General features: G+C 72.9%; 13 protein-coding genes. 3 read left to right on the forward strand and 10 right to left on the reverse strand.

Annotation, left to right across the window (positions count from 1 at the left end; all coding sequences use genetic code 11):
- Window positions 1–44 precede the first annotated feature (44 nt).
- The 6 genes from ACFYT4_RS05535 to ACFYT4_RS05560 form a co-directional block, all read right to left on the reverse strand.
- Window positions 45–782 carry a SigE family RNA polymerase sigma factor gene (locus tag ACFYT4_RS05535; RefSeq protein WP_389265528.1) on the reverse strand — a complete coding sequence of 246 codons (738 nt, stop codon included), beginning with the start codon at window positions 780–782 and terminating at the stop codon, window positions 45–47.
- 569 nt (window positions 783–1,351) lie between these two features.
- Window positions 1,352–2,419: an aspartate-semialdehyde dehydrogenase gene (locus ACFYT4_RS05540; protein WP_389265529.1), complete on the reverse strand. Its 1,068-nt coding sequence runs from the start codon at window positions 2,417–2,419 to the stop codon at window positions 1,352–1,354.
- A 22-nt stretch (window positions 2,420–2,441) separates the two neighbouring features.
- On the reverse strand, window positions 2,442–3,713 hold the full coding sequence (locus ACFYT4_RS05545; RefSeq protein ID WP_389265531.1) for an aspartate kinase: 1,272 nt from the start codon (window positions 3,711–3,713) through the stop codon (window positions 2,442–2,444).
- Window positions 3,714–4,034: 321 nt separating this feature from the next.
- A complete protein-coding gene (locus tag ACFYT4_RS05550) occupies window positions 4,035–4,691 on the reverse strand; it encodes a DUF5063 domain-containing protein (RefSeq protein WP_389265533.1) in 657 nt (218 codons plus the stop codon).
- Window positions 4,684–5,283, reverse strand: coding sequence for a recombination mediator RecR (gene recR, locus ACFYT4_RS05555; protein WP_389265535.1), 600 nt, complete (start codon window positions 5,281–5,283; stop codon window positions 4,684–4,686). Before recR ends, ACFYT4_RS05550 begins: the two co-directional genes overlap by 8 nt.
- Window positions 5,284–5,392: 109 nt before the next feature.
- Entirely contained in the window at window positions 5,393–5,728 is a 336-nt protein-coding gene (locus tag ACFYT4_RS05560; RefSeq protein WP_389265774.1) for a YbaB/EbfC family nucleoid-associated protein, read from the reverse strand.
- A 309-nt stretch (window positions 5,729–6,037) separates the two neighbouring features.
- Between ACFYT4_RS05560 and ACFYT4_RS05565 the strand changes: the two genes are divergently transcribed.
- Window positions 6,038–6,784 (forward strand): SLATT domain-containing protein, encoded by a 747-nt coding sequence (locus tag ACFYT4_RS05565; RefSeq protein ID WP_389265537.1) that lies wholly within the window; start codon window positions 6,038–6,040, stop codon window positions 6,782–6,784.
- Between the two features lie 220 nt (window positions 6,785–7,004).
- On the opposite strand, the gene ACFYT4_RS05570 is transcribed toward ACFYT4_RS05565, so the two are convergent.
- The 3 genes from ACFYT4_RS05570 to ACFYT4_RS05580 form a co-directional block, all read right to left on the reverse strand.
- Window positions 7,005–7,655 carry a hypothetical protein gene (locus ACFYT4_RS05570; protein WP_389265776.1) on the reverse strand — a complete coding sequence of 217 codons (651 nt, stop codon included), beginning with the start codon at window positions 7,653–7,655 and terminating at the stop codon, window positions 7,005–7,007.
- A gap of 171 nt (window positions 7,656–7,826) precedes the next feature.
- Complete coding sequence (locus ACFYT4_RS05575) at window positions 7,827–10,292, reverse strand: glycosyltransferase (protein ID WP_389265538.1); 2,466 nt, start codon at window positions 10,290–10,292, stop codon at window positions 7,827–7,829.
- Window positions 10,289–10,966 (reverse strand): GntR family transcriptional regulator, encoded by a 678-nt coding sequence (locus tag ACFYT4_RS05580; RefSeq protein WP_389265540.1) that lies wholly within the window; start codon window positions 10,964–10,966, stop codon window positions 10,289–10,291. The genes ACFYT4_RS05575 and ACFYT4_RS05580 overlap by 4 nt, the downstream gene beginning before the upstream one ends.
- 99 nt (window positions 10,967–11,065) lie before the next feature.
- On the opposite strand from ACFYT4_RS05580, the gene ACFYT4_RS05585 reads away from it, so the two are divergent.
- Window positions 11,066–11,506: a hypothetical protein gene (locus ACFYT4_RS05585; RefSeq protein WP_389265778.1), complete on the forward strand. Its 441-nt coding sequence runs from the start codon at window positions 11,066–11,068 to the stop codon at window positions 11,504–11,506.
- Window positions 11,507–11,543: 37 nt separating this feature from the next.
- Here the strand turns inward: ACFYT4_RS05585 and ACFYT4_RS05590 are convergent, their stop codons facing one another.
- On the reverse strand, window positions 11,544–13,103 hold the full coding sequence (locus tag ACFYT4_RS05590) for a hypothetical protein (protein WP_389265542.1): 1,560 nt from the start codon (window positions 13,101–13,103) through the stop codon (window positions 11,544–11,546).
- A gap of 224 nt (window positions 13,104–13,327) precedes the next feature.
- Between ACFYT4_RS05590 and ACFYT4_RS05595 the strand changes: the two genes are divergently transcribed.
- The gene (locus ACFYT4_RS05595; RefSeq protein WP_389265544.1) at window positions 13,328–17,446 is read left to right on the forward strand and encodes a hypothetical protein; all 4,119 of its coding nucleotides are present in this window, start codon (window positions 13,328–13,330) and stop codon (window positions 17,444–17,446) included.
- Window positions 17,447–17,484 lie beyond the last annotated feature (38 nt).

Below are 17,484 nucleotides of genomic sequence, written 5' to 3' on the forward strand. Positions count from 1 at the left end.
CTCGTACCGCTCACACCTGTTCCCGTGCCCGTCGTCCCGGCCGCTCATGACGTGGCCTCCATCGCGACGCGCAGCGCCGCGATGCCCCGGGAACCGTACGCCTTCACCGAACCCAGGGAAATGCCCAGGGTTTCGGCGACCTGTGCCTCCGTCATGTCCGCGAAGTAGCGCAGTACCAGCACTTCGCGCTGGCGGCGCTGGAGCCCGCGCATCGCCTTGATCAGGGCGTCCCGCTCCAACTGCTCGTACGCGCCCTCCTCCGCGCTCGCCATGTCCGGCATCGGCTTGGAGAGCAGCTTGAGCCCGAGGATGCGGCGGCGCAGCGCGGACCGGGACAGATTGACCACGGTCTGCCGCAGATAGGCGAGCGTCTTCTCCGGGTCGCGGACCCGGTTGCGCGCGGAGTGGACCCGGATGAACGCCTCCTGGACGACGTCCTCGCAGGAGGCGGTGTCGTCCAGCAACAGCGCAGCGAGACCCAGCAGCGACCGGTAGTGGGCGCGGTAGGTCTCGGTGAGGTGATCGACGGTGGTGCCCGAAGCCATGGTCTGGTCAGTGCCCTCGCGCTGGGAGGGGAGCTGGGCGGCCCGGGGAGTGGGCATGGGCGCGATCACCGGCATACCGCCGGCCGGGCGGGGCGTGCGAGGGGGACGTACCGAGACGCCGGGTACCGGCACCGCGAGCGGGACCGGGGCCCCCGGCACACCGCGGCGCACCGGGGCGCCACAGGCCGGAGCCACTCCCGCCGGGGCCGTGCCCGCGAAGTCGAGTACCTCTGCCACGCCTGTTGGACACGCTTCCCCCCATCAGGGTTGTACGCGCACGCCACCGCTTTTGACGGTGATTCGTTTGCAGCCATGCGTACTCGCTCTTCCCCAATGCCCCATTTTTCGCGGCACCGTCTAGAGGCGTCCGCAAAGACGCTCCCCACCCAACTGGCGGTTGCAGACCAGGGGGAGGGGAACTGCCGATCATCCTCGCACCCCTGCTCACATGGTACGGACCTACGACTTACTCACGGGGCGTTCACAGATCCTACAAAGTGTAGGAGGCACTCACACAAGAGCGATCACCGGAACGGACCAAGAAATCCGATCATGGAATGACCGGCAGCCGCGGAGAGTCATGCCATGGCCAGAATTCTGCGTGTGAGTCCCGCGGTACCTGCGGGTGAGTCCGCGCGGGGAACTGCGCGGGAGTCCGCGCGGAATGCCTCGGATAAGTCGGTATGTGAGCCCGCCCGCCGACAGCCCCCGCCCGCCCACCGGCGCGGGTCCGGCCCACCACCGCAGCCGGCCCACCTACAAGACCCGGCCCACCTCCACGGCCCGGCCCGCCGGCAAAGCCCGGCCTACCGGCACAGTTCTGCGGCGATCGACTCGGCGATCTGCGCGGAGTTCAGCGCGGCGCCCTTGCGGAGGTTGTCGCCGCAGACGAACAGCTCCAGCGCGCAGGGGTCGTCCGGAGCCCGGCGCACCCGCCCCACCCAGGTGGGATCGGTCCCGACGACATCGGCGGGCGTGGGGAAGTCCCCCATGGCCGGGTTGTCGTAGAGGACGACCCCCGGCGAGGTCGCCAGGATCTCGTGGGCCCGCTCCACCGTGACCTCGTTCTCGAAGCGCGCGTGCACCGCGAGGGAGTGGGTCGTCACCACGGGCACGCGGACACAGGTCGCGGCCACCCGCAGCCCCGGCAGATCCAGGATCTTGCGCGTCTCGGCCCGCAGGCCCAGTTCCTCCGACGACCAGCCGCCGTCCTCGTGCGTCCCGGCCCACGGCACCACATTGAGCGCGATCGGCGCCGCGAAGGGCCCGAGCCCGTCGCCCGCGACATCGCCCACGGCACGGCGTACGTCCCCCGGTCCCGCGCCCAGGTCCGTACCGGCGACGAGGGACAACTGGGCCCGCAGCGTGGCGACGGCGTCCCGCCCCGCGCCGCTGACGGCCTGGTACGAGGAGACGACCAGTTCGCGCAGCCCGAACTCGGCGTGCAGCGCGCCCACCGCCGGAATCATGGCGAGGGTGGTGTCGTGCGGGCTCGCGACGATGCCGCGCGGACGCACCCGTACGGCATGGGGGTTGACCTCCGGCACGACCAGCGGCACATCGGGGTCCAGCCGGAAGGCGGCGGAGGTGTCCACCGCCACCGCGCCCTTGGACGCGGCGATCGGCGCCCACTGGGCGGACACCTGGTCGGGCACGAGGAAGAGCGCGACGTCGACGCCCGCGAGGGCCTCCTCGGTCAGCGCGACGACCTCGCACTCCTCCCCGCGCACCTCCAGCTTGCGGCCGGCCGAGCGCGGGGAGGCGACCAGCCGGATGTCGCCCCAGACGTCCTCGTGCTGGGACAGGATCTGGAGCATCACCGCGCCGACGGCTCCGGTCGCCCCGACGACCGCGAGCGCCGGCTTGCGGGTCATCGGCCGGGGCCTCCGTGACGGATCATCGCCCGGTGCCTCCGTAGACGACCGCCTCGTCGGAGTCGCTGTCGAGCCCGAAGCGGGTGTGCACGGCGCACACGGCCTCGTTCACATCGTCGGCACGGGTGACGACCGAGATACGGATCTCGGATGTCGAGATCAGCTCGATATTCACGCCCGCGTCCGAAAGCGCCTCGAAGAAGGAGGCGGTCACGCCCGGGTTGGTCTTCATGCCCGCGCCGACCAGCGAGATCTTGCCGATCTGGTCGTCGTAGCGCAGCGACTCGAAGCCGATCTGCGCCTTCGCCTTCTCCAGCGCGTCGATCGCGCGCGCCCCGTCCGTCTTCGGGAGGGTGAAGGAGATGTCGGTCAGCGCCGTGGTCGCCGCCGAGACGTTCTGGACGACCATGTCGATGTTGATCTCGGCGTCCGCGATCGTACGGAAGATGGCCGCGGCCTCACCCGGCTTGTCGGGCACTCCGACGACGGTGACCTTGGCCTCGGAGACGTCATGGGCGACTCCGGAGATGATGGCGTGCTCCACCTGCTGGTCTCCCTGCGGCTCGTTGCTGACCCAGGTGCCGCGCAGCCCGGAGAAGGACGAACGGACGTGGATCGGGATGTTGTATCGGCGTGCGTACTCGACGCAGCGGTGCAGCAGCACCTTGGAGCCGGACGACGCCAGCTCCAGCATGTCCTCGAAGGAGATCCAGTCGATCTTCCGGGCCTTCGGGACGACCCGGGGGTCGGCGGTGAAGACGCCGTCCACATCGGTGTAGATCTCACAGACCTCGGCGTCCAGTGCGGCGGCGAGGGCGACGGCGGTGGTGTCGGAGCCCCCGCGGCCGAGGGTGGTGATGTCCTTCTTGTCCTGGGACACACCCTGGAATCCGGCGACGATGGCGATATTGCCCTCGTCCAGAGCGGTACGGATCCGGCCCGGGGTCACATCGATGATGCGCGCCCTGTTGTGGACCGAGTCGGTGATCACGCCTGCCTGGCTGCCGGTGAAGGACTGGGCCTCGTGGCCCAGGTTTTTGATCGCCATGGCCAGCAGGGCCATGGAGATACGCTCTCCGGCGGTCAGCAGCATGTCGAACTCACGCCCGGCAGGGATCGGGGATACCTGCTCGGCGAGATCGATCAGCTCATCCGTCGTGTCGCCCATCGCGGAGACCACGACGACCACCTGGTGGCCGTTCTTCTTGGCGTCCACGATCCGCTTGGCGACACGCTTGATGCCTTCGGCATCGGCGACGGAGGAGCCTCCGTACTTCTGCACGACAAGGCCCACGTGCGCTCCTCGCTCGGTTCTCCACCACAGCCATGTACTGCGGTGGGCTCAGTTTAACGAGCGGACGGGCTCCCTCCGCGTGCAGTCACATGGTGAGACGCGCCGCTCAGGGAGTGATCACAACCGCCGCTCGGGTCCACTCTGCCCGCGGGGCGGCCGCGTACGCGCTTTGTGTGGCGGGTCACAGGGGGTCCCGGGCCCGAGCCAGGGCCTCCCCGGGACTCCCGGGGACCGTGCGGCCGCCCGTAGGGGTCCTGCCCGCAAGGACCGGAACCCGGCCCAGGGGCGTCCCGGCCCGGCGGCAGGCGGTCGCGGGCGGACTCAGGAGGTCCGCAGGCCCAGCGGCACGGCGATCTCCTCCGCCATCACCTTCCCGGCCTCCTCCGCCAGCGCGTCCTCCGCCAGGTCCTCGTCCGTGTCCAGACCGTCCAGCGCCTGGAGCGGCTGGTCGAGACGGACATGGGAGACGAGCGACTGCAGGGCGCGCAGGGTCGCCGACGCGGTCGGCCCCCAGTTGGAGAAGTACGAGAACTGCCACCACCACAGCGCCTCGGTGGTGCGCCCCGCGCGGTAGTGCGCGAGACCGTGCCGCAGATCGGTGACCATGTCGGCGAGATTGTCGGAGATACGGAAGGCGACCGGCGCCTTGCGCGGCTCGTACGGGTCGAAGACCTCGGAGAAGACGTCCACCGGGTCCAGGAGCACCGCGAACCGCTCCCGCAGCTCGTCCACGTCCGGCTCCGGGCCGGTGTCCGTCTCGTACCGCTCGTCCGGGACGATGTCCTCGTGCGCGCCCAGCCTGCCGCCGGTGAGCAGCAGCTGGGAGACCTCCAGCAGCAGGAAGGGCACCGCGCTGTCGGGCTCGTCGCCCTTCGCGACCTCGGTGGTCGCGACGATGAAGGACTCGATGGAGTCGGCGATCTGGACCGCGAAGTCCGCCGGGTCCTGGTTCACGGCGTGGAGCATGGCGTCAGACATCGAGAAGTCGTCTCCCCTCGAAGGCACGCCCCAGCGTGACCTCGTCGGCGTATTCCAAGTCTCCCCCCACGGGCAGACCGCTGGCCAGCCGGGTGACCTTCAGGCCCATCGGCTTGATCATGCGCGCCAGATACGTGGCGGTGGCCTCGCCCTCCAGATTGGGGTCCGTGGCGAGGATCAGCTCGGTGACCGAGCCGTCCGCGAGGCGTGCCAGCAGCTCACGGATGCGCAGATCGTCGGGGCCGACGCCCTCGATGGGGCTGATGGCCCCGCCGAGCACGTGGTAGCGGCCCCGGAACTCCCTGGTCCGCTCGATCGCCACCACGTCCTTCGACTCCTCCACCACACAGATGACGGACGCGTCGCGGCGCGGGTCGCGGCAGATGTTGCACTGCTCCTGCTGTGCGACGTTCCCGCACACCGCACAGAAGCGGACCTTGTCCTTCACTTCCAGGAGGGCGTGGGCGAGCCTGCGGACGTCCGCAGGCTCGGCCTGCAGGATGTGGAAGGCGATCCGCTGCGCGCTCTTGGGACCGACGCCGGGCAGCCTGCCCAACTCGTCGATGAGGTCCTGAACCACGCCTTCGTACAACGGACTGCCTCTCCTTCGCCGGCCGCGCGCGGGCCCGGCCGCACACCGGTGGTGCGCCGCCCGGCCGTCCGGCCCCTACGGCCGTTACGTTAGTTGGTGAACCGCCGCGTCAGAAGGGCAGACCCGGCATCCCGCCGAGACCCTGGGCGAGCGGGCCGAGCTTCTGCTGCTGGAGCTGCTGCGCGTTCTCGTTCGCGGCCTGGACGGCGGCGACGACGAGGTCGGCGAGGGTCTCGGTGTCCTCGGGGTCGACGGCCTTGGGGTCGATGACCAGTCCCCGCAGCTCACCGGCGCCGGTCACGGTCGCCTTCACCAGACCACCGCCCGCCTGCCCCTCGACCTCGGTGTGCGCGAGCTCCTCCTGAGCCTGTGCGAGGTCCTGCTGCATCTTCTGGGCCTGCTGGAGCAGCTGCTGCATATTGGGCTGGCCACCACCGGGAATCACGGTCACTCCTGGCACTTCGACGACGGTTGTTCGGTATGCCGAGCCTACGTGGTCCCCGGGCGGCCCGCCCCACCCAGCGACGACAACTCCGCGGAGTGAGTAAGCTGCGGGTCCTCTACCTGATCAAGACCTGCTTGTGGACGGAAATACTGGGATTTCCACCACACGGCCCACCATTCGGCGGTAGGAAGAGCATGCGCATCGGTGCGTAACCAATCGCACGCGATGCGCACAGTTGTGCGTACGCGTCTCCAGAGGTGCTGCGCACCACGCGTCACGTACCACACCACGTCGTAGAGGAGTGCCCCGGTGAGCCAGCCGGAGATGCAGCCCGGGGGGCCGGCCCGGGAGGAGCGCGGCGAGGTGCCGCGCGGCGATCTGACCGGAAGGCCGTTTCCGCTCGGCGACTGGGGTGAGCCCGCGGAGCGTCTCGACGAGCTCTACCGCTGGGTCGAGACGGCCGCGCTGCGCACGGTGGACTGGTATCTGGCGGACCGCGTCTGGAAACGGCGTACGGGCCGCATACTGCGCCTCGGCACCGCGCTCGGCACCGTCGCCGGAGCCACCCTCCCCCTGCTCGACCTCACGGGTCTGGTGGACGGCGCGGCGGGCTGGGGTTATCTGTCGCTGCTCCTGGGCGCGGCCGCGCTGGCCTGCGACCGGTACTTCGGGGTCACCTCCGGCTGGATGCGGAACATGGCGACCGCGCAGGCCGTGCAGCGCCGGTTGCAGACTCTGCAATTCGACTGGGCGTCGGAGAGCGTACGGGAGATCCTCGGCCCGGCCGAGGGCACCGCGAGCGAGGCGGCCGAGCGGTGCCTGGGGGTGCTGAGGCGCTTCTCGGAGGATGTGCAGGAGCTGGTCCGCTCGGAGACAGCGGACTGGATGCGGGCGTTCCACGGCGGGCTGGACGCGCTGGTGCTCCAGTCCACCCCGCTCCCGCTGGCGGGCGGGCACGCGCGGGGGGCGGAGCCGGGCTTCGCGGGCCGCTCGACCCTGCCGCCGGGAACGCGCCCGAACATGCCGAGGCAGCGCCCGCCGGAGCCGCCGAGGTAGCGGCGGCCTGGAGCGGGCGGCCCCCGGGTCCGGGACGGCCGGTACCGCGGGCGCCCCGCCCACACGGGCCGCCCGCACAGGCACCCGCCAGCCGGTCTGCACGAGCCGCCGGCACAGGCACCCGCACGGGCCACCCGCACGGCCGGTCCACACCGGCCGCCCGCACAGGCACACACCGTCGGCCCGCACGGCCCGCCCTCCCCGCGCCGGGGCGCGCCCCTCAGCTGAAGATGATCATCGAGCCCTGGCCGAGGCTGCGGGTCGCCGCCGCGTGCAGGCCCAGCCAGGTGTAGCGCTCACGGGCGAAGGGGCTCTCGTCGTACGGCATCGGGCCCGCCGGCTCCTCCAGCGACGTCGGCCGCTCCGGCGGCAGGGGCGCCTCGGGCGGATTCGCCGGGTCGATGCCGATCGACGGAGCGACGAACTCCAGCTCCCGCAGCAGCCCCTGCGTGGACCCCAGGGGGCCGCCGCCCGCGAGCAGTTCGTCGTTGAACAGCGGCGCCGCGAAGTCGACGGGCACATAGGCCCCGGCGTGGTCGTAGTGCCACACCAGATGCGACTGCTGCGCGGTGGTCTCGAACATCTCCAGCAACTGCTCGTAGTCACCGCCCAGTTCGTCCACGGGCGTCACCGCGAGCCCGCACAGCTGGAGGAGATACGCCCGCCGCAGAAAGTGCAGCGCGTCGTAGTCGAACGCGGCGACCGGAGCCACATCACCCGACAGTCCGGGCATATAGGCGAAGACGGGCACGGTCGGCAGCCCGGCGTCGTTCAGGGCCTTGTCGTAGGAAGCGATCTCTTCGGCGAAGGGGTTGTCAGGGCTGTGGCACAACACATCGACGAGGGGGACCAGCCACAGGTCACAGGCCAAGGGAGGCTCGCTCTCCAACGGGATCACGGGATCGGGCGCTGTCGTCATACGACGGTCGGCCCAGGGTAGTTGCTCGTACCACACCCCCGCCCGCCCAGGTCCCGGGTCGGGCCGTCACCGGCCCCGGACCGCCCGCGTCCCTCGCTCCGTACGGGGCCCGCCCCCAAGGTCTCAGCGGGTCTCGGGGAGGTCCCACACCCACACCCCGCCCACGCGCTCGCCCGGATCGGACAGCAGCGCCGTCACGGCGGCGCGGAGGGCGCGGTCGTTGTGCTGAGGAAGCAGGATCACCGCGCCCGCGTGCCAGGACTTCAGATCGAGGCGGGCCTGCTCCTGGAGGGCGGGGCCGATGTCGGGGATCCGGCCGGTGTGGCGGACGTCGGTGAGGAGGTTGGAGGTATGGGTGGGCGAGGAGCCGTAGATCCCGAGGCGGTCGGGACCCCAGGGGCCGACGAAGTAGCCGCCCGCGAGGGAGAAGCCGAAGCCCGTGGAGGACTGCCAGTGGAGGGCGTCCGCGCCGGCGGGGGACGGGAGGGGGACCGTGACCAGTGACTCGCCGCGGGCGAGGTAGGGGCGGTACAGGGCCTGGGTGATGAAGGCGGGCACCTTCGGGCGCTCACGGACCGGGTACGGGGTCGGGAGCACCGGGAGCAGGGCCAGGGCGATCGCCGTGAGGCCGGCGGCACGGAACAGCCGGTCGCCGCCGAGCAGCAGCCGGTCGGCCGTCAGCGCGAGGAGAACGGCGAGGGCCGGTACGCAGATCAGGGCGACCCGGGACTCGATGACCGCCTCGAACAGGGGCGCGTCGGCGAGGGCCCGCCAGGGACCCGGCAGCACGACGTCCGTGTACGGGAGGCGGATCTTCTCGCCGAGGGAGAGCAGGGCCGCCGCCACGGCCGTCGCGGCGAGGGCGCGCACCAGGGGCCGGCGCCAGAGCCGGATCACGATGGCGACGGAGAGGGAGACCAGCGGCCAGCCGAAGAAGGCGTTCTGCTCGGTGCGGTTCAACGCGAAGCGGTCGGCCCGCTCGTCCGAGCCGAGCAGCGAGCGGCCCGCGAACTCCAGGAACGCCCGGGGGCCGTTGCCCGTGTTGTCCCCGTGCAGGACGTTCGAGTAACTCCCCGGGCCGAAGAACTGCCAGCTCAGCGGGAAGGCCACGATCGGCAGACAGACGAGCAGGGCAACCCCGAGGCCGGTCAGCAGGGGCCGCAGCGCCCGCCGGGCCACATCGGGCCGCACCAGCGCGTACGCGAGGGCGAACAGCAGCATGCCCATGGCCGCGAGCAGCAGCGGTTCCTCGCCGAGGAAGACCTGGTACGCGGCGAACAGGCCGAGCAGCACCCCGTCCCGTACGACGTCACGCCCCTCGCACAGCCGCAGCGCACGGTCGGTGATCAGCGGGATCATGAACAGGAGGAGGAAGTTGGGGTGGGCGTTGCCGTGCGAGATCATCGGCGGCGCGAAGGCGGCGAAGGCCGCGCCGAGGGCCGCCGCCCCGCGGTGGGAGACCAGCCGGCGGGCGAACAGCCAGTACCAGGAGGCCGCCGTCGCCGCGAGGCCGAGGGTGAGGACGAGCGCCCAGGTGACCGTCGGGCCGAACAGCAGCGTGACCGGGGTGAGCGGGACGGAGACGCCGAGCATCACCGTGTTGCCCATCAGGTTCACCCCGTCCGGGGCGCCCTGGAAGGTGGTGAACAGCGGGTTCCGCAGGTGGACCACGTTGTCGGCGGTGACCGCGAAGAACCACTCCCACTGGTTCTGGTCCTGGCCCGAGTCCGCGAGATAGCCGCGGTCGAGATCGGCCCACAGGCCCTGGTAGAGCACGAAGGAGGCGAGCAGGAAGAGTCCGGTCACCATGAGGTCGGCGGGGCGCAGGGCCCGGGTCCGCAGCCGGACGAGTTCGACGAGGACCCTGGCGTAGTCCAGCGGTCTGACCTTGGAGCCCGACACGTGCGACCAGCGCACCGGGACCTCCGTCACCGGCCAGTCCGCGCGCCGGAAGTAGCGCAGGATCTCGACGTCTATGCCCCATCCGTCGAGCCGTGAGTCGGCGAAGGCCGCACGCGCCCGGTCGCCGTCGAAAAGCTTGAAGCCGCACTGGGTGTCACGGATTCCCGGGACCGCGACCAGGCGTATCAGCCGGTTGCCCGTCCGGCCGAGCCACTCGCGCACCCGCCACTGGTGGACCTCGATCCGGGACTCGGGGTGGGCGCGGGAGCCGATGACCGCGCCGGCCCCGTCGGCGGCGAGCCGCTGGTGGAGGTGGTCCAGTTCGTCGATGGGCGTGGCCAGGTCGGCGTCGCTGAGCAGGACCTGACGGCCGCGGGAGGCGAGGACGCCCTGGCGCAGCGCGTGCCCCTTCCCCCGGTTGACCGGGCTGGTGATCAGCCGGACGCGAGGGTCGGCGGCCGCCGCCTCCCGGGCGATGCGGGCGGTGCCGTCCGTGGAGCCGTCGTCCACGACGATCATCTCCCACTCGCCCCAGCGTCCGGGGTCGGCGAGCAGATGGGCGCGGATGGCGTCCAGCGTGGGGCGCAGCCGGGCTTCCTCGTTGTACGCGGGCAGGACGACGCTGAGCCCCCGCCCGCCGCTGGGCGCCTCGGGCTCGGGTACCCCCGTGTCCACAGCGGCGCTCACCGCTCCAGCCGATCGGCCCAGGCGAGGGACTGCTCGTAGTACGCGAAGATCACCCCGCGCGCCTCGCTCATGTCGCCGAGCACCACCGCGTCGATCAGTACCTCGTAGCCGGTGAACAGCCAGTCCCGGGCCTGGGGGTCGGCGCGCAGGTGCGGGACGGCGAACACCCAGCTCTGGACGCGCAGCTGGTGCAGGAATTCGGAGATGTAGCGGTTGGCGACGATCGCGCCGAGCTCGCGCCAGAAACGGAGGTCGTAGCCGATGAGGATGTCCAGATCGCCGCAGCGGGCGGCGCGGGCCGCCTCCTCCGCGCGGCGGCGCACCGGTACGGCCGCCTTGGCGTTGACCCGGGTGCGGCCCTGCCGCTCCGCGTGCTGGATGATGCCGTCGATGACGAGCGAGCGCGTCTCCGCCATCTCGCGGTAGTCGTCCACCGAGAATTGATGCACCCTAAAGCCACGGTGCTGGTCGGAGTCGAGCAGTCCCTGGGCCGAGAGATCGACCAGGGCCTCGCGTACCGGCGTCGCGGAGACCCCGTACTGCTCGGCGATCTGTTTCACCGTGAACTCCTGCCCGGGCTGCAGGCGGCCGGCCAGCACCTCGTCCCGCAGCGCGTCCGCGATCTGCTGCCGCAGGGTGCTGCGGGTGACAGAGGTGCTGCCGGGACCGGGCATCGATGGCTTCTCCTTCGCAGGGGGTTCCGCCGGACACGATAGGCCAGCCGTGACGCGCCCCGCGCTCGTGCACGTCCGGCGGAGACAGGGGAGTTGGCAGTGGGCGAGGTCTTCGAGGCGGCCACCGGGGACGGTGCGCCGGTGCCGGGCGACCCGGCGGGGCGGGCCGAGGAGGTGCGTACGGCGTTCGCCGGGCTGATGCAGATCCGCCGGCTGACGGGCGGCGCGCCCGCCGAATGGGAGCGGAACCGGATGGTCCAGGCGATCGCGCTCACGCTGGAGGCGGCGGGGGTGCCCCCGTCGGCGGTGGACGGGGAGGGGGTGCCGGTCGTCACGGGATACCGCGTGCGGGCCGCGGACCGTGCCGGGGCCGTCCGGGTGGACTGGCTGGGTCCGGCGGGCAGCGGCGCGGTCCGGGAGTCGGAGGCGCGGCTGGCGGAGTGCGCCGACGCCCTCACGGCGGCGGGCGGCTGGGAGCCCCTGCTCTACCGGGGCCCCAAGGGGCGCCGGTTCCTGGAGGTGGAGCCGGTCGGAGGGTGAGCGCGCCGGGCCGCCGGGGGCCGGGGGCGGCGCACGGTCACGGGCACGGTGTGCCCGTACGGACATGGATCCCGATCCTGGCCTGGCCGACCAGCCGCTCCTCGCAGAGGGTGAACGACTCCCGCAGCACCTCGCGCTTGACCTCCTCCGCCGGGACGTCGTCCAGGGGCTGGTCCCTGAGGTCCTGGAGGACGATGAGCCGGGTGACGCCGGGAGCCAGCATGCGCGCGCGGATCAGAGGCGGGGGTGCCTCCACGCCGAAGAGGGTGCCGGAGGAGCGGGGCGAACGGCCGAGGGAGACATCGCCGAGCCGGCGGAACGGCTCCGGGTGGGCCAGGGTCCACACCCGGCGGCGGGCCGGGGTGAACAGGAGGCCGTCCCCGGGGCGGGCGATCTCGTCGACGGCCGCGGCGACCGCGCCGACGTCGTTCTTGCGGCTGTCCGGGGAGCGGAGGTGCGGTCCGTGGACGGCCAGGGTGATCAGCGCGGCGGCGGCCGTCGCGACGGCGAGGAGCCCCGACCAGTACCGGTCGAGCACCGCGCCGAGGAGAAGGGCGAGCCCTATGACGTACGGCAGGACATAGCGGTCGACGAACAGGGGGTGCACGAAGGAGACGGCCATCAGCAGGGCGGTGGGGACCACCAGGAGGGGAAGCGCCACCGCGCGTACCGCGGAGCCGCCCTCGGTACGGGCGCACGCCCGCCCGAGCAGGGCGATCAGCAGGAACGGGACGACCTCGGGCACACCCGGGCGCCCGATCCACTCCACCTGGGAGGACTGGGTCGTGCTGAACAGCGCGAGCGGGGCCAGCCCCGCCGTGACACAGCCCGCCGCCACCAGCCAGCCGCGCGGCAGACCGCGCGTACCGCGCCGCGACAGCGCGAGCCGGGCACGCGGGCCGGGCACCCCGGACACACGACGCGCGCCGGACGGGACAGCAGGACCCGCCGGGACGGCCGGACCGGACGCGCGCGGATCACGAGCATCACGAGCATCACGGACATCTCCGCCCGGACCGGACGTCAACGGGTCATCGGCGCCGCCCGGGCCGGGCTCCGGGCGGGCGTGCGGGACACCGCGCCGCACCGTCACCCCGTGCGCCACCACCGCCAGGACCGCGAACTCGTGCAGCAGGCAGGCCGTCAGCATGACCACCGCGTACGCCGCCCACGACCGCTTCAGCAGCAGCCAGGTCCCCCAGGTCACCAGCCCGCACACCAGCGCGTACGACCGGCCCTCCTGCGCGAACCGCTGCACCACCGGCAGCAGGGGCACGACGAGCCCCGCGAGGAGCCCGGCACGCGGGCCCGCCAGCCGCCGCCCGATCAGCGCGACGCCCCCGGCCGTGAGGCACATCCCGAGGACGGACGGCAGCCGGAGCGGGACGAGACCGGGCCCGAAGACGGCGAAGAGGCCGTGCATCAGGAGGTAGTAGAGGCCGTGGACGGCGTCGACGGAACCGAGGGTGCGCCAGATCTCCGGGACCGTGCGCCGCGCCATCTCGTAGGTGACCGCCTCGTCGCCCCAGAGCGTTCCCTCGCGCGTGATCCCCCACAGGCCCACGACGAGCATCAGCGCCACGGGCGGAAGGGCCACCGCCGACCGCCCCCGCGCGGAGACCACGGCTGCCCCAGAGGCCCCGGAGGGTGCACCGGACCCTGAGGCCCCGGGGGACGCGGCGGGTGCGTCGGACGGCGCGGACGGGGAGACGGCATTGATCATCAGCCGAGTCCAGCCGCCGTCTCATTGATGGGCAGGCCCCCTGCGCCGTACCCATCAATTCATTACCCTCCAGTCTGGAGAACGGGCGGAGGGCAACGATGGGGCGTCGGGAAAAGCCGCTCGACCCGGACGAGGGACCCGTCCAGCGCTTCGCGTACGAACTGCGCGAGCTGCGGCGGCGGGCGGGCGGACCCACCTACCGCACGATGGCCCGGAACTCGCCGTACTCCGCCCCCACCCTCTCCGCCGCCGCGTCCGGCGAACGGCTGCCCTCGCTGCCGGTGGCCCTCGCGTATGTGGCCGCCTGCGGAGGGGACGCCGAGGACGCCGTCCACTGGGAGAAGCGCTGGCGCGAGGCCCTCGCCGACGAGCCCCTCCCCGATCCGGACCAGCAGGGGCCCTACCCCGGTCTCGCGCGCTACGGCCCCGAGGACAGCGACCACTTCTTCGGGCGGGACGACCTGGTCGCCGAACTGCTCGCGCTCACCCGGCGGCGGTCCTTCACCGCGCTCGTCGGCGCGTCCGGCAGCGGGAAGTCGTCGCTGCTGCGGGCGGGGCTCGTCCCCGCCGTACGGGAGGGGCCCGAGCCCCCGTCGGTGATCCGGATCCTCACCCCCGGGCCGGCGCCCGCCCGCAGCCACCGGGAGCTGTTCACCGAAGGCGCGCTGGTGCTGGTCGACCAGTTCGAGGAACTGTTCACGCTGTGCCGCGATCCGGCCGAACGGAGCGCGTTCGTCACGCTGATGCTCGACGGCGGCGCCGATGTCGTCATCGCCGTGCGCGCCGACTTCTACGGACGCTGCGCCGAGCATCCGGCGCTGGTCCGCGCGCTGAAGGACGCGGTCCTGCTGGTCGGGCCGATGACCCCGCGTCAGCTGAGGGACGCCGTCGTGGGGCCCGCCGCCGCCGAGCGGCTGATCGTCGAGCGCGCGCTGACCGCGCGGATCGTCGCCGATGTCGCCGACGAGCCGGGCGGGTTGCCGCTGATGTCGCACGCGCTGCTGGAGGTCTGGCGGCGCAGACGCGGCCGGACGCTGGCCGAGGAGGCGTACGAGGCCATAGGCGGCGTGCAGGGCGCGATCGCGCACACCGCCGAGGAGGTCTTCGCCGCGCTCACCCGGGAGGAGGCCCCGGCCGCCCGTGCGCTGCTGCTGCGGCTGGTATCCCCCGGTGATGGGACCGAGGACACCCGGCGGCCCGCCGACCGCGAGGAACTGGTGCCGTCCGGTTCGCGGGTGTACGAGCACGTTCTGGAGCGGCTGGTACGGGCCCGGCTGCTGACCGCCGACGACAACTCCGTGAACCTCGCGCACGAGGCGCTGATCACCGGCTGGCCCCGGCTGCGGAGCTGGATCGAGGAGGACCGGGATCTGCTGCGGCTGCACCGCAGGCTCACGGAGGCCGCCCGGACCTGGGAGGAACTCGGGCGGGACGCCGGGGCGCTGTACCGGGGGGCGCAGCTGGCGGCGGCCCGGGAGGCGTTCGGGGCGCCCCCGCCCGGGACCGGCGCGGAGGCGGTCGCCGGCGGTACGGGTACGGGCGGCTCGGGTGTCGGCGCCCGTACGGACAGCGCGGGTATCGGCACCGGAACGGGTCCGCGCGGCCCGGACCGCCCGGGGAGCGGAGCCGTCACCGGTGTCCTCGCCTCGACCGGTACCGCCACCGGCCCCAACACCACCCGCACCACGGCCACCCGCACCACCACCGACCACGCCGGTGACGAACACGCCGGTGACGACCGCGCGGGTGTCGGCCCTGCCGGTGACGGCTCCGCGGCCACCGGCTCCCCCGGCGCCGTGTCCACCGGCCCGCGCGCCCGTATCGCGCTCACCCCCCAGGAGCGCGACTTCCTCACCGCGTCGATCGGCGCCCACGACCACGACGTGCGGGCCGCCGCCCGCACCACCCGCCGGCTGCGTACGCTCACCGTCACCCTGTCCGTACTGCTGTGCCTGGCCGCCGTCGCCGGTCTCACCGCCTGGCAGCAGAGCCGTGTCAGCGAACACCGCGCCACCGAGGCGGAGGCGCGGCGGATCGCGGCGGTCGCGGACACCCTGCGCGCGTCCGACCCGCGCACCGCGATGCGGCTGAGCCTGGCGGCCTGGCGGCTGGCCGACGTCCGGGAGACCCGGGAGGCCCTGTTCGAGGCGGGGGCGCAGCGCGAGATCGACACCTTGACCTCGACGTTGCCGGGGTTCCACGAGCCGGACGACAGCAGCACCTGGCGGCGGCTGAGCGGGGACGGCCGCACGGTGACCGTGATCAGCCGGGGAAGCACCGAGCGCTGGGACGTGGCCACGCACCGGAAGCTGCCCGCCTCCCCCGGGCTGGGCGACGCCGCCGCGCGGATCATCCAGGTCAGCGACGACATGCGGAAGGTCGCCGTCAAGAACCCCGGCGGGGTGCGCGTCTGGGACACGGCGACGGGGAAGCCGGCGAGCGGCCCGGTGTTCGGGCCCCGGGGCGATCAGGTGGACGGCGCCTTCTCCCCGGACGCGAGGCTGTTCGCCACGTACGACTACGGCGGCGGGACCCGCCGGCCGCTCCAGCTGTGGGACACGGGCACCGGCCGTCTGCTCCTGGAGACACCCGGCCGCTGGGAGAACGTCCGCCGGATCCGGATCTCCCCCGACAACCGGCTGCTCGCCTTCTGCCCGGACGAGGACGCCCTTCAGCTCTGGGACATCGGCGAGCGCCGCCTCGTCCCCACCCCCTGGGCGGCGAAGGGCGGGGTGTGCGAGGTGGACGACGTCCTGTTCACGCCCGACAGCCGGACGCTCGCGATCGGTGCCGAAACGGGAGTACGGAGCTGGGACGTCCGGTCCGGCCGGGAGCGGCCCCTGATCCCCACCGCCACGCCGCCCACGGCGGCGTTCAGCGCGGACGGCTCCCATGCCGTGACCCTCGCGGACGACGAGGTCCGGCTCTGGCGGCTGTCGGGAACGCCCGTGCCCGTGCTCGCACTTCCCCTGAACGCGGTGAATCCCACCGAGCCGCGGCTGGATCCGGCGGCCGGGGTGATCCGCTTCGCGGACGGCCTCGGCGCCACGCTCTCCGTACGGACCATCGCGCTGGACACCGGGGCGGCCGGGCGGGACTGGGAGCGTGTCCCGTTCACCGGAGCCTGGTTCAGCCCGGACGCCCGGACCCTGGTGACGGCCCGCACCCCCACCGCCTCCGACCCTCCGGCAACCCCGGACACCGCAGGCCCCACGGACAACACGGACAACACGGCGTCCTCCCCCAGCACGGCGGGCACCCGGGGGACGGTGACCACCGCGGAGAAGCCGGCCCGCCCCCAGTCGTACGAACTCCGGGATCCCGGCGACGGACGGCTTCGCCGGGTCCTCACGCGGAACGGCCCCGGTCCGGAGGGCTTCGATCCGGTGGCGTTCAGCCCGGACGGCCGGCTCTTCGCACATCTCGACACCTCGGACAGGGTGACCGTGCGCCCGCTCGCCGGGGGCGCGGCCACGACGCTGCCGTACCGCTCCCTCGTCCAGGGGCTCGCGCTCGGCCCGGAGGGCACCTGGGTCGCCGCTTCCCGGCTGGCGGAGTCCCTCAGGTCCGCCGACGCGTCCACCGAGATACTGGACCTGGGCGGCGTCCGGCGGTGGTCCACACTGCGGCCCGGCCGGGAGGGCGCCCCCCTCACCACCGCCCCGGACGGCCGGATCCTCACCGAGGACCACCAGTTGATCGATCCGCGCACGGGCCGGGCCACCCGCGTCATGCAGGGCGAGGACAGTGCGAGGGCGGCGGTGTACGCCCCCGGGGGCAACCGGCTGGCGATGACCGACGAGCACGGCCGGACCACGCTCTGGGACGGGGAGGGCAGGCAGCGGCTCGCCGTGTTCACTCCCGCGGTGCCGAGAAACGGTCAGGACGAGGACCGGCGCGCACCCGCCCTGGCCTTCTCCCCCGACGGCCGGACGGTCGCGGTCGGGGACTCGGACGGCCGGATACGGCTCTGGGACACCTCGGCCCCCCGGTCGACGGGCTCACCGCTCCCGGTCGCCGACGGTCCGGTGCTGGCGCTCTCTTTCGCCCCGGACGGCCGCACCCTGCGGGTGGTGACCCCGCGCACCGCGTCGCGCGTCTACTCCCTCAGCGCCCGGGACACGGCGGAGGCGGTGTGCGTACGGGCGGCGGGCGGGCCCTCCCGCGCCGAGTGGGAGACCCATCTCCCGGGCATCCCCTACCGGACCGTCTGCTGACCGGCCCCGGGTCCGGACCCGGGCGGCCCGCCGGCCCC

The sequence above is a fragment of the Streptomyces sp. NPDC004609 genome, assembly GCF_042873655.1.
GTDB lineage: Bacteria > Actinomycetota > Actinomycetes > Streptomycetales > Streptomycetaceae > Streptomyces.